The organism is Halomicrobium zhouii, assembly GCF_900114435.1.
Taxonomy (GTDB): domain Archaea; phylum Halobacteriota; class Halobacteria; order Halobacteriales; family Haloarculaceae; genus Halomicrobium; species Halomicrobium zhouii.
Map to the genome: position 1 here is coordinate 548,675 of NZ_FOZK01000003.1, position 12,218 is coordinate 560,892.

Here is a 12,218-nt window from a genome sequence, read left to right on the forward strand (position 1 = left end):
TCAGGGACCCACGCCGCCGGTGGGCGCAGGTGGCCGGCCGCGGGCCGCGGTGTCAGCGACCGACAGACCCAGCGGGCAGTCTGGGTCTGGGGGAGGGCCCACGGTGGCGCGATTCAGTGTACACACCGGCATATCAAAACACCGCGCAAGACTCAAAACGGATTTTTAGCGACCGGTAGCGGGGTGCGTCGAACGGTGATCCGGACGAGAGACGCCGGAAGAATGCAATTCAGCGGCCGTAGGTCCGGTAGCCCCACCAGCCGACCAGCAGGGCAACGACGAGCAGACCGCCGAGGAAGAAGGCGACCCCGGGCGAGATGCCGGCGCTCCCGGCGACGGCCTCGGTCACTTGCGTGGTGGTGTCGAGCGACTCGCCGACGGGCGTCTGCGTCGGCGCTTCGGTAGCGGTCTCCGCCGCGGTTTCGGTCGTCTCTGCGTCCTGAACGGAGAAGTTACTGCCGCCGTCGCCGGAGTCGGCGCTGAACTCCGGCTGTGTCGACGTCGCCGCCTCGGTCTGGGTTGCAGCCTGGTCCTGGGCCTCGTAATCGGCGTCGAGATCGTTCCCGTCCCCCGAGTCGGCCCCGCCCGCTCCCGACGACAGCGAGACTGGTCCACCACCGCCGTCGCGGCCGAGGAACCGCTGGACGGCGACGCTCGCCAGGGCGAGGATACCGACCGTCGGCAGCAACCGCTTGACCATCGTCCGGAGCGAGTCCTTGCGCTCGCGGGTCCCGACGAAAAGCACCAGCGGGTCCTCCGGCGGCTCGTACACGTTCATCTCCTGACCCTTCTCGGAGTAGCGGGTGCCGGCGACGGCGATGAGCTCCTCGTCTTCCAGTTTCTCCAGGTGGTAGGAGACCTTCTGGATCGACATGTCGAGCCGGTCGGCTATCTCGGAGGGGGTCCCGGGGTCGTCGTAGATCGCGTTCAGCACGGCCCTGGCGGTGTTGGAGGCGAGAGCGTCGAGTACGCCGTCGACGTCCTCGTCGACGCCGATCACCTCCATCTCGCCCTCCTGGGCCGTGCTGACGTCCGGACCTCGCGAGGGCAACAGCGACATACAGCAGTAGAGGAACGTCCGCCGTTAAGTATCTCGTGGACGCTCAGTCACGATTTGACCTTTGTCGTCCGTCGAGTATCGGGCCCTAGTGTCAGCTGTGGTTTGTTTTCCATGGTTCTCCGCCATCAGTTAGTGCAGCCCCGAAACGCCCCCGGTGGCGTGTGGCTCCTGAAAAGCGGGACAACCGATACTGTCAGTCGAGCACCGTGACGAGTTCGTCGAACGCCTCGCCGCGCAGGGAGTCCAGGGGTGGCCGGACCGTCCCCGAATCGACGAGGTCGCGGTGGGCCAGCGCGGCCTTCACCGACGGCGCGAACCCGTGGTCCCGGCAGAACTCGAAGACCGGATCGATGGTCTCCCGCTGGTGGCGACGGGCGCGTTCCAGGTCACCCCCGGCCACCGCCTCGGCCACCTCGTGGAACGCGTCGGGGCAGACGTGAGAGAGGGCGTTGATCCCGCCGTCGGCCCCCATCGCCAGCGACGGCAGGTACGCGGCGTCCCAGCCCTGGTGGACCTCGAAGTCGTCGGGAGTCCGCCGCAGGAGGTCGCCGAAGTAGGTCAGATCGCCCCCCGAGTCCTTGATCCCCACCACCGAATCGTGGTCGGCGAGTTCGGCGACGGCGTCGACCTGTAGCTCCTGACCGACGGTCTGGGGAATGTTGTACAGGTACGCCGGCAGCGGCGAGTCGTCGAGGACGGCCCGGAAGAACGCCTCGTTGCCGTCGGCCGAGGACTGGCCGCCGAAGTACGGGGGGACGACGAGCACCGAGTCCGCGCCGACCGCCTCGGCCTCCGAGACGTGCCGACGGACCTCACCGACCGCAGTGCCGCCCACGCCGGCCATCACCGGGACCCGTTCGGCGGCGGCGTCGACAGTCGTCTCGACGACGGCGCGACGCTCCTCGTCGGTGAGCGCCGAGAACTCGCCCGTCGTCCCGCAGGGCACCAGGCCGTCGATGCCCGACGAGACGAGATAGTCGACGAGCGTTTCGAGGCCGTCGAGGTCGACGGACCCGTCCTCGTTCATCGGCGTCACGACCGGACAGCGCAGGTCGAAGGAATCGGCCATGGGAGCGATTGCGTGCCCGTGCGGTTATCGTTTCACTTTCACTCCGGGGACCAAACCCACTTGACTGCGCGGCCCCTTCGACGTAGCAGATGGGAGGACGCGAGCGACTCGCGGCGGTCGAACCCACGTTCGATCCCAGCGACGTCGCCATCGACGACGCGGACGTGCTCGAACTGCTGGAACCGGTGGTCCAGGAGTGGTGGACCGAGCGCTTCGGCGAGTTCGTCCCCGACAACGGCGGCTTCTTCACGCCGCCACAGAAGGAAGCCATCCCGCTCATCCACGAGCGGGAGAACGCCCTCATCGCCGCGCCGACGGGGTCGGGCAAGACGCTCGCCAGCTTTACCGGCATCATCAACGAGCTGTTCTGCAAGGCCCGGGAGGAAGAGCTAGAGAACAGCGTCTACTGTCTCTACGTCTCGCCGCTGAAATCGCTGGCCAACGATATCCACCGGAACCTGGAGGTGCCCCTGGACGGCATCACCGAGAAACTCGACGGACGGGGCGAGGACGTCGAGATCCGACACGCCATCCGCCACGGCGACACCAGTGACGCAGAGCGGTCCAAGATGCTGGAGACGACGCCCCACATCCTCAACACGACGCCGGAGACGCTCGCCATTTTGCTCAACAGCCCGAAGTTCCGCGAGAAGCTCCGGACCGTGGAGTACGTCGTCGTCGACGAGATCCACAGCCTCGCCGAGAACAAACGCGGCACCCACCTCTCTGTGTCGCTTGAACGGCTCGAGGAGATGGCCCACGGCTCGCCCACCCGCATCGGCTGTTCGGCGACCGTCGAGCCGCTGTCGACGATGGCGGAGTACCTGGTGGGCCAGGAGGAGCCGGGTGAGGGAACCAGAGATTACGAAATCGTCGACGCCCGCTTCGCCCGCGAGTTCGACGTGGAACTGACCTGTCCGACGGACGACCTCATCGACACGCCTCGCGACGTCGTCCAGGGCCGCTTTTACGGCCAGCTCCACGACCTGATCCAGCGCCACACGAACACGCTCGTCTTCACCAACACGCGTTCGGGCGCCGAGCGCGTCCTGCACAACCTCCGTGAGAAGTACGATGGCTACGACGAGGAGAACTCGGGCTGTCACCACGGCAGCCTCTCGAAGGACCGGCGCCAGGAGATAGAGGAGCAACTGAAGGAGGGAAGCCTCGACGTGGTGACGACCTCCACGAGTCTGGAACTGGGCATCGACATGCCCCACATCGACCTGGTTGTCCAGGTGGGCTCGCCGAAGTCCGTCGCTGCGTTGCTCCAGCGCATCGGCCGTGCCGGCCACCAGCTCGGCCAGACGGTGACAGGGAGAGTCGTCGCGCTGGACCGCGACGAACTCATCGAGTGCGCCGTGATGCTGAAGAAGGCCCACGAGGGGTTCGTGGACCGGGTGTTCGTCCCGGAGAACGCCCAGGACGTCGCCGCCCAGCACGTCTACGGGATGGCGATCAACGATGTCCGCCGCGAGGAAGACGTCAAGGCGACCCTCCAGCGGGCCTATCCCTACCGGAACTACGACGAGCACGACTGGGAGCAGTTGATGCGCTACCTGACGGCCGACTACGCCGGGATGGAGGACAAGAACGTCTACGCCAAGGTCTGGCGCGACGATAACGACGCGCCCGACGGCGAGTTCCACTACGACCAGTTCCCCGTCGGCGAGCCACTGATCGGCAAGCGCGGCCGGCTCGCCCGGGTCATCTACATGACCAACATCGGCACCATCCCGGACTCGTTCACCTGCGACGTCTACACCCGGGGGAGCGACGACTGGGTCGGGCAACTGGACGAGGAGTACCTCGACACGCTGGAGAAGGGCGACGTCTTCGTCCTCGGCGGCGACCACTTCCAGTACAGCTACCGCCGCGGGTCGAAGGTGTACGTCGACCGGACGAGCGCCCGGCCCACGGTTCCCTCGTGGTTCTCCGAGCGTCTCCCGCTCTCCTACGACCTGGGCCAGGAGATACTCCAGTTCCAGCGGGAGTTCCTCGACAAACTGGGTGAGGGCGGTCCACCGGCAATACGTCACTGGCTCCGGGAGTATCCCCTGGACGAGAACAGCGTCCGGGCCATCACCCGGATGCTCTCCGAGCAGGTCGCCTACGCGGGGTCGAACTCGCTGTCGACGGACGACCGTCTCGTCGTCGAGGAGGCCCTGGACCACGACGAGTACGAACGACACTACTACGTCCACTCGGGCTACGGCCGGCGGCTCAACGACGGCTTCTCCCGCCTGCTCGCGTATCGCGTGGCTCAAGCGACCAGCGCCAACGTGAAAGTCGCCGTCGCGGACAACGGCTTCACCCTCTCGATGCCGCTCAACCGCAAGGTCGACGTGGAGGGACTGCTGACGGACATCGAACCGGACGACGTGAGAACCGACCTCCGGCGGGCGCTCCAGGGGACGGACCTGCTCCAGCGGTACTTCCGCATCAACGCGACGCGCTCCCTGATGATCCTCAAGCGGTACAAGGGCTACGAGAAGTCCGCGGCCGAACAGCAGGTCAGCTCCGAGATGCTGCTGAGTTTCGCCGAGGACCTGGAGGCGTTCGCCGTCATCGAGGAGACCTACCGCGAAATCCTGGAGGACAAGCTCAACGTCGCCGGCATCGAGGAGGTGACCGGCGCCATCCAGGACGGGGACCTCTCGGTCGAGACGGTCCGCGTCGACTCGCCGTCGCCACGGGCGTTCGGCCTCGCGACGCTCGCCGCGACGGACGTCGTCCTCGCGGAAGACGAGTCGGCCGTCCTCCAGGAGTTCCACCGCCGCGTCCTCGACGAGATAGACGGGGACGGGAGCACCGGACAGAGCCCGCCCGTCGAGAGCGAGTGACGGGACGGAAGCTGCGCGGGTAGCCCGACCGGTCCACCGGGACCGACGGCAACCCTTTTTGACCTCCCCTGCGCCGTTCGGCCCATGGAACGCCCTCACTCGCGGGTCAGGCTGCTGTGGATCGGTCGCGCCCTCCTGACCGCCACGGTGCTGGCCGTTATCGCCTTCGTCGTCGGCCGGGTGGTCCCCGAGCGGTTCTTCGCCGTGAGTAACGCGCTCGTCGCGGCGATATGGGTCGCTGCCGCCCTGCTCGGCGCGGTCCACGCGCTGCTGTACTACCGGAGCTGGCGGTTCGAGATACAGGACGACGCGCTGTACCTCGTCCGCGGCGTCGTCACCGAAGTCGAGACCGCCGTGCCATACGTCCGCGTCCAGCACGTCGACACCCAGCGGGGGCCCGTCGAGCGACTCGTCGGCCTGTCGAGCCTCGTCGTCTACACCGCCGGGACGCGGGGCGCGGACATCTCCATCCCAGGTCTCACGCCGGACCGAGCGAATCGACTGCGCGAACGCCTGCGCGACCTCGCCATCGAGAGCGAGGGATCCGACGCCGTATGAGGCGACTCCACCCACTCAGTGCCGTCCAGCGAGTGATCGCCACGGCCTTCCGGTTCGGGAGCACCGGCTTCTTCCTCGGCATTCTGCTGTCCGGCCCGCTCGACCTCGCGCCCTTCTGGGCTACGTTCGCGCTCGGTGGTGTCGGTGCCCTCGCCGGCGCCGCCTACGGCGTCGCTCGCTACCTGCGGTTCACGTACGAGACGGCCGGCGACACCTTCGCCGTCTCGTCGGGCGTGTTGAACCGCCAGGAGCGGGAGATTCCGCTCGGCCGGATCCAGAACGTCGACGTCACGCGGAACCTGATCCAGCGGGCGCTCGGCCTCGCCGTCGTGAACTTCGAGACGGCCGGCGGCGGCTCGACGGAGGCCGTCCTGAACGCCGTCGACCTGGAGGAAGCGCGACGACTCCAGGAGTTCGTCGCTGCCCACGGTCGCGAAGCGGTGGACGAAGCCAGTGGAACCATCGGTGAAGACGGCGAATCGGCGCCGTCGACGGCATCGGCCGGGACCGACCGAGCAGGCGCCGTCGAGACAGGTGGCGACGGAGCGGCCGGCGGTGGCGTGGCCGGTGACGCATCGAGCGACGAGCCGACGACGGCCCGGCGACGAGCGCCGGAGGAAGAGGATCTCTACCGACTCGACCACGCCGACTTGCTCCGGCTCGGTGCGATGACGGCGAAACCGGGCGCGCCGGTTCTCGTCGTCGTCGGGACGCCCTTCTTCGGCGACCTCGCGCTGGCCGTCCTGTCCGCGACGACCGCGGCTCTCGGTGGTCCCGAGCGGGTGGCCTTCGAACTCCTGCCGACGTACTCGCCGACCGAACTGGCCATCGTCGCGGGCGTGACGCTCGTCGAATTCGCCCTCGCCACGCTGGTAGTCAGCGCCGTCCTCACGATGGTCGAGTTCTACGACTTCCGGCTCAGGCGCGTCGGGGACGAACTCCGCTACGAGCGGGGCTTCCTCAACCGATACAGCGGGTCGATCCCCGTCGAGAAGATACAGACGGTGTCGATAAAGGAGACGGCGCCGATGCGATCCCTCGGCTACGCCGGCCTCTCCGTCGAGACCGCGGGGTACGGTCCGGGCGCGAACGACGGCCAGGCGTCGAACACGGCCATCCCGCTCGACGACAGCGCGACAGTCACCGAGCTGGCCGAATCGCTCGGGGAGTTCGAGACGCCGCCGGTCGAGCGGCCACCCCGGCGCGCGCGCCGGCGATACGCCGTCAGGTTCGCACTCCTGCCACTCGCGGTCGCCGCACTGGCCCTCCTCGTCGACCAGTTCCTCCTCGACGTCGGCTGGTGGTACGCGCCGCTGGCGCTGCTGGTCCTCGCCCCTGTGGCCGGCCACCTCACGTGGAAACATCGTGGGCACGCGACGACTGACGACGTCTTCGTCGCCCGGAGCGGCTTCTGGACCCGGACGACGCGTTCGGTCCCGTACTACCGCGTCCAGACGGTCATCGGAAGCCGGAGCGTGTTCCAGCGGTACCGCGACCTGGCCAGCGTCACCGCCGACACCGCCAGCACGTCGAGCCTGATGGGCGGCGACGCGACGGCCCACGACGTGGACGACGCGACGGCCCGGACGCTCCACGACGTTCTTCGCACGCGTCTCGGAGAGGACATCCAGCGTCGACGCGCCGAGGAAGACGACGGGAGCACCGACGCACTCAGGTGACTCCGCCGGGACGAGTCGGGTCTCGAACACGCACCCCTCGCCGAGCGCTCGCGGGTCTGAAAAGACGGGTTCTCCAGACGGCGTGTCCACCACGTCCGGACGGACGAGCGTTCGATTCCCGGTATTATCGCGGCTTCGACGCTCGCCGGACAGCGTCCAGCGGGAGGCGGTGGACGAGCGCGGGCAAGCGGAGTATCCCTGCGACGAGAAGCGTGTACGCGAGGACGACGAGCACCGGTTCGACGAGTCCGTCGGCGAGTGCGTCGGTCAAGAAGACGAATGGAACACCGACTGCAGTCAGGACGACGCCGTGGAAGCGAGACTGGAGTTCCGCCAGGCCGTCCAGACGGAGACCTCCGAGCACGCCGCCGAGGCTCCCGCCGAACGCGAGCAGCGCCTCGGCCCCGAGTCCGGTGACGGCGAGCGCGGGAACCGAGAGCAACGCCGCGAGCGCGAACCCACGAGTCGGGTCGTCGCCGACGAGGCGCACGCAGACGGCGAGCAGCGCCAGTCCGAGCGCGGTCCCGACAACCACGTCGCCAACGTAGTGCATCCCGAGAACGACTCTGGAAAGTCCGACGAGGGCGACGACGACGGCGACGCCGGTGACGGCCCGTCGGTCGTCGAGGCGGTCCCGGACAGTGACGAGGCCGCCGTAGACGACCACGGCGGCGACGGCATGCCCGCTGGGGAACCCGTATGGGTCCGCGTGGAGGGCGATCAGCCTGACGGCTTCCGGCGGTCGCGGGAGCGCGAGCGCGGCCTTGAGCCCGACGACGACGGCCAGCGCGATCAGCGCGTAGCTGACCACGGCGGCCGTCGACCGCCGCTCGTCGAGCCAATAGAGGAGCGACAGCGCCAGCAGCAGGAACGTCGCACTCCCGAGCGCCGTTATCACCCCGAACGGCGCCGCCGCGCCCGCCGGGACCGACTCCCAGATCAGTCGCGACAGCCCTTCGAGCCGAAACATGGTCGACGCATCCCCGGCGGGCCACATAAATCGGGCGACAACAGCGTCAGCGCGCCCACTCGACCATGCGACCGTACACTTCGTCGGTCGCCAGCGCGTCGGCGTCGCCGACCAGCACGAGCGCCTTCTTCGCCCGGGTCAGCGCGACGTTGATCCGGCGGTAGTCCTCGAAGATCGGTCCGTCGAGTGATCCGGTGGCGGTGAAGGAAACGACGATGACCTCCTTGCTGGAGCCCTGGAATCGGTCGACGGTGTCGACGGCGACGCTCTCGGGGACGTGTTTGCTGATCTCGGCGACCTGGGCACGGTAGGGCGCAATGACGCCGATATCGCTCGGGTCGAGGCCCGCGTCGACGTATTCGGACACCACCCGTGCGACCTCGGCGGCCTCCGTCGGGTTGGTGTTGCCCTCGGCGCTCCCGTCGGGGTCGACGAACGCCGCGCCGTCTCTGAGGTTCTCGGGCAGGGCCTCCGGGTCGACGTCCGGCAGGTCACCGATGCGCTGGGCGGCGACCTCGCCCGTGGCGGGGCGCAACTGGTTGTCGTAGAACTCCCGCGAAGAGAACGCCTGGATGCGCTGGGCCATCCGGTACTGGCGGTCGAGCAGGACGCTGGCGTCGGGATACTCGTCGATTAGTCGTTCGAACAGCGACTGGCCGAGCACCTCGTTGGCCTTCTCGGAACTGACGACGGGTGGCAACTGCTGGTGGTCGCCGACCAGCACGAAGCGGTCGGCCCGCGCCGTCGCGGCGAGGGTGCCCGGTTCCGTCAGCTGACCCGCCTCGTCGACGACGGCGGTGTCGAACTCCTGGGTCCGCATGATACGCGAACTGCACGAGGCCGTCGTCGCCGCGACGACGGCGGCGTCTTCGAGTTGACTCACGCACTCGTCGGGGTCGCCGGCGGTGTCGAGGCGGTACGCCTGCATGTCGTCGCGGACGCCGCTCTCGGTGCCGACGCGGACGACGTCTTCGAATCCCTGGTCCTCTAGGGCTTCCAGGCAGTTGTCGACCGCGCGGTTGGTGAACGCCGAGAGGAGGACCTGATCCCCTCTCGCCACGCAAGCCCGAACGACCTGAGCCAGCGTGTACGTCTTGCCCGTGCCCGGCGGGCCGTGGACCAGCGCGAAGTCCTCGGCGCCGACGGCCAGTTGCACGGCCTCGTTCTGGGCCGCGTTGTTGTCGACGAACGTCTCGGTCACCTCGGCGAACTCGGGCTCCCTGCGGCCGAAGAGGACGTCCTTCTGCTCGGGCGGCCGGGTGAGCACCGCGTCGTGGAGCGCCGTGAGCATCCGGTCGGTGCCGATCTCCGAGGGGTAGACGTCGAGCCGGCGGAGTTCGACCGGTTCGTCCGACGTCACGATCACCTCGTCCTCGTCGAGTCGCTCGATCCGGCAGAGTTCGGCGGCGCCCGTTATCGGGTTTCCGTCGCTCGCCAGTGCCAGGTCGCCCTCGCGGATCTTCGAGACGGCAGTCGTTCCCTTCGCCCGCAGTTCCCACTGGCCGTCGTCTAGCTGGGTCTGTCCGGCCGGTTCCAGATCCACGAGCGCGCGGTCGTCGTCGGCCCGTTCCTGGGGCGTCTGGTCCCAGAGCTTCGCGTACTCGCGGTGGACGGCCCGGCGCTCCTGCTCGATTGCCTGGTAGAACCGGTCAAAGTACTCGCGCTCTTCCTCGGGGATCGCCGACCCGATCTTGCCGGCCTTCGACTCCTGGTCGAGGCGGCCGGAGACCACCATGCAGGTGTCCTGCTCGAAGCAGTACTCGCACCTGGCGTCGGCCTCGTAGCCGGTCGGGACGCTGGCGTCGTACTCCATCGCCGCGATCTCGTTGCGCGTCCGGACGACGAAGTTCAGCAGGCCGCCGTTGATGGAGAACTCCTTGGCCGGCGAGAGGTCGCCCGACTCCTCGGTGCGCTCGACGGCGGCGTTCTTGGTGTACAGCAGCGTGCCCGTATCGGGCGCCTCTCCGTTTCGCTCTTCGAGAATGAGCGCGTAACAGGCGGCCTGGATCTTGTCCTGGAACCGCGGGTCGCGCTTGGTGTTCTTCCCGGTCTTCAGTTCGACCGGCATCCCGCGGCGGACGGCGTCGGCCCGCCCCTTCATCCCGAAGCGCTCGGAGACGAGCGTCATCTCGGAGCGCCACTCGTCTTCCTCGGTGAGGAGGCCCTGCTGGAGCCACCCCTCGATGGCAGAGGCGTGGTCCCGGACCTCCTGGCGTACCTCCTCGGCGTCCCGGCCCAGGAGGCCCAGGTCGAGGCCGGCGTCGTCGACGTGGTCGTCGATGGCCTCGTCGAGGTCCCGGCCGCGGAGCAGGTCGCCGAACACCTCGTGGACGATGGTCCCCTTGACGACCGGGTAGGCGTGGTCGGTGCCGCCGATCTTGTTGAGGTAGTACATCCGCGGGCACTGCACCCACGAGCGGACGTCGGTCACGTCGACGAGGAAGTCGGGTTCGACGACGAGCGTCGAATCGCCGCCGACGGAGTACTGGGTCTCGCCCTGGTACTCGCGTTCGTCGGGGTCGTAGACGGCGACCTCCATCCCGGGTTCGAGGTAGTCGGCCGTCTCCGCCCACTTGCCCCACAGCGTCGCCGTGACCGGTTCGGCGACGCCGCCCTCCGGCTTGAACGTCACCTCGCAGAGGTCGCTCTCCCCGTACTGCGTGTTCACCGTCTTGGCGTCGGATACGTCCACGACGACCCCACGTAATTGCACGGGAGAAGGCAAGAGAGCGGTCGGAAAAACCCTGTCGGTCGTCGGCCTGGATGTCATAGTACCGGTTGTAACTACGCTCGACCTGCATCGGCTATCGAGGACAATCTGGGACTGCACCAACCATCGGCAGCAAACTGCCGGGACAGAATTACAACCGGTACTATCAGTCGACCTGGGACGGGCTATCGGCGAACGCGTCTCCCTCGCCGGGTGATCCGTCGGTCTCGGTCGTCCCGTCGGAGTCTGGCTGGTCTGTGGCCGGTTCGGCCGCGTCGGCGTCGCCAGCGGAGCCGTCCGCGTCCGTCGGTTCGCTCCCGTCCGCTGACTCGCTCGCGTCCGGCGACACCGCGGGGACGTCGAGCGAGTCGAGCGCGTCACGAATCACGTCACCGGGCTGGACCCCCTCGACGGTCGCTTCTGTCGTGAGCACGAGCCGGTGGGCCATCGTCGTCTCCGCGAGACGCTTGACGTCGTCGGGGGTGACGTACCGGCGCCCGGCGACGAGCGCCGCGGCCCGGGCGGCCTCGAACACGCGCTGGACGCCGCGGGGCGAGACGCCGACGTCGACGCGGTCGTCCGTCCGCGTCGCCCGCGCGACGTCGACGATGTACCGCCGGACCTTCTCGTCGACGCGGACGTCCTCGGCCAGGTCCTGTAGCTCGACGACGCGCTCGCGGTCGACGACCGGTTCGACGCTGGGCGAGAGCGTCCGGCGGCCGGCCCGCCGGTCGAGCAGGGCCATCTCCCCGTCGACGTCCGGGTAGCCGAAGGAGGTCTTCACGCTGAAGCGGTCGCGCTGGGCCTCCGGCAGGCGGAAGGTCCCCTCCTGCTCGATGGGGTTCTGCGTCGCGATGACGACGAACGGCTCCGGGAGGTCGTAGGTCGTCCCGTCGACGCTCACCTGGCCCTCCTCCATCGCTTCGAGCAGTGCGGCCTGCGTTTTGGGGGGAGCGCGATTGATCTCGTCGGCCAGCACGACGTTGGCGAAGATGGGGCCCTTCGAGAACTCGAACTCCTTCGTGTGCTCGTCGTAGACGTTCGACCCGGTGACGTCGGCCGGCAACAGGTCCGGGGTGAACTGGATGCGCTTGAACTCCAGGCCCAGCGCCTCGGCGAACACCCGCGCCGTGACGGTCTTGCCCGTCCCGGGGACGTCTTCGAGGAGGACGTGACCCTTCGAGACGACGGCGGCCAGGATAGCCAGCAGGACCCCCCGCTCGACCACGGCGGCTTCTTCCACCCGTTCGACCACGTCGAGGCAGGTGTCGGCGGCGGCCTCGACCGTCCGACCCTGCAGCTCGTCTGTCATACGAACGACCTCTATGC

At 68.3% G+C, this 12,218-nt stretch carries 8 protein-coding genes; 3 read left to right on the forward strand and 5 right to left on the reverse strand.

The features are described from left to right. Positions 1 to 229 precede the first annotated feature (229 nt). Both BM337_RS16455 and BM337_RS16460 read right to left on the reverse strand, forming a co-directional pair. On the reverse strand, positions 230 to 1,060 hold the full coding sequence (locus tag BM337_RS16455) for an ArsR/SmtB family transcription factor (protein ID WP_089817900.1): 831 nt from the start codon (positions 1,058 to 1,060) through the stop codon (positions 230 to 232). Positions 1,061 to 1,253: 193 nt separating this feature from the next. Further along, entirely contained in the window at positions 1,254 to 2,129 is an 876-nt protein-coding gene (locus tag BM337_RS16460; protein ID WP_089817902.1) for a dihydrodipicolinate synthase family protein, read from the reverse strand. A gap of 89 nt (positions 2,130 to 2,218) precedes the next feature. On the opposite strand from BM337_RS16460, the gene BM337_RS16465 reads away from it, so the two are divergent. The 3 genes from BM337_RS16465 (at position 2,219) to BM337_RS16475 (ending at position 7,209) form a co-directional block, all read left to right on the forward strand. Beyond that, positions 2,219 to 4,972, forward strand: a complete 2,754-nt coding sequence (locus BM337_RS16465; protein WP_089817904.1) for an ATP-dependent helicase — start codon at positions 2,219 to 2,221, stop codon at positions 4,970 to 4,972. An 84-nt stretch (positions 4,973 to 5,056) separates the two neighbouring features. Next, positions 5,057 to 5,530, forward strand: a complete 474-nt coding sequence (locus tag BM337_RS16470; RefSeq protein ID WP_089817906.1) for a PH domain-containing protein — start codon at positions 5,057 to 5,059, stop codon at positions 5,528 to 5,530. Continuing rightward, positions 5,527 to 7,209, forward strand: a complete 1,683-nt coding sequence (locus BM337_RS16475; protein WP_089817908.1) for a PH domain-containing protein — start codon at positions 5,527 to 5,529, stop codon at positions 7,207 to 7,209. The genes BM337_RS16470 and BM337_RS16475 overlap by 4 nt, the downstream gene beginning before the upstream one ends. A gap of 124 nt (positions 7,210 to 7,333) precedes the next feature. Here BM337_RS16475 and BM337_RS16480 read toward each other — a convergent pair whose 3' ends face one another. The 3 genes from BM337_RS16480 to BM337_RS16490 form a co-directional block, all read right to left on the reverse strand. Beyond that, positions 7,334 to 8,179 carry a phosphatase PAP2 family protein gene (locus BM337_RS16480; protein ID WP_177227582.1) on the reverse strand — a complete coding sequence of 282 codons (846 nt, stop codon included), beginning with the start codon at positions 8,177 to 8,179 and terminating at the stop codon, positions 7,334 to 7,336. Positions 8,180 to 8,225: 46 nt separating this feature from the next. After that, positions 8,226 to 10,949, reverse strand: a complete 2,724-nt coding sequence (locus BM337_RS16485) for an AAA domain-containing protein (RefSeq protein ID WP_177227585.1) — start codon at positions 10,947 to 10,949, stop codon at positions 8,226 to 8,228. 106 nt (positions 10,950 to 11,055) lie between these two features. Continuing rightward, positions 11,056 to 12,201, reverse strand: a complete 1,146-nt coding sequence (locus BM337_RS16490) for an AAA family ATPase (RefSeq protein WP_089817912.1) — start codon at positions 12,199 to 12,201, stop codon at positions 11,056 to 11,058. Between the last annotated feature and the right edge of the window lie 17 nt (positions 12,202 to 12,218).

Bases quoted from the DNA above. Each gene is read 5' to 3' on its own strand.
- BM337_RS16475 (WP_089817908.1), top strand. From the start codon at position 5,527: ATGAGGCGACTCCACCCACTCAGTGCCGTCCAGCGAGTGATCGCCACG.
- BM337_RS16455 (WP_089817900.1), bottom strand. From the start codon at position 1,060: ATGTCGCTGTTGCCCTCGCGAGGTCCGGACGTCAGCACGGCCCAGGAG.
- BM337_RS16470 (WP_089817906.1), top strand. From the start codon at position 5,057: ATGGAACGCCCTCACTCGCGGGTCAGGCTGCTGTGGATCGGTCGCGCC.
- BM337_RS16480 (WP_177227582.1), bottom strand. From the start codon at position 8,179: ATGTTTCGGCTCGAAGGGCTGTCGCGACTGATCTGGGAGTCGGTCCCG.
- BM337_RS16485 (WP_177227585.1), bottom strand. From the start codon at position 10,949: ATGACATCCAGGCCGACGACCGACAGGGTTTTTCCGACCGCTCTCTTG.
- BM337_RS16460 (WP_089817902.1), bottom strand. From the start codon at position 2,129: ATGGCCGATTCCTTCGACCTGCGCTGTCCGGTCGTGACGCCGATGAAC.
- BM337_RS16490 (WP_089817912.1), bottom strand. From the start codon at position 12,201: ATGACAGACGAGCTGCAGGGTCGGACGGTCGAGGCCGCCGCCGACACC.
- BM337_RS16465 (WP_089817904.1), top strand. From the start codon at position 2,219: ATGGGAGGACGCGAGCGACTCGCGGCGGTCGAACCCACGTTCGATCCC.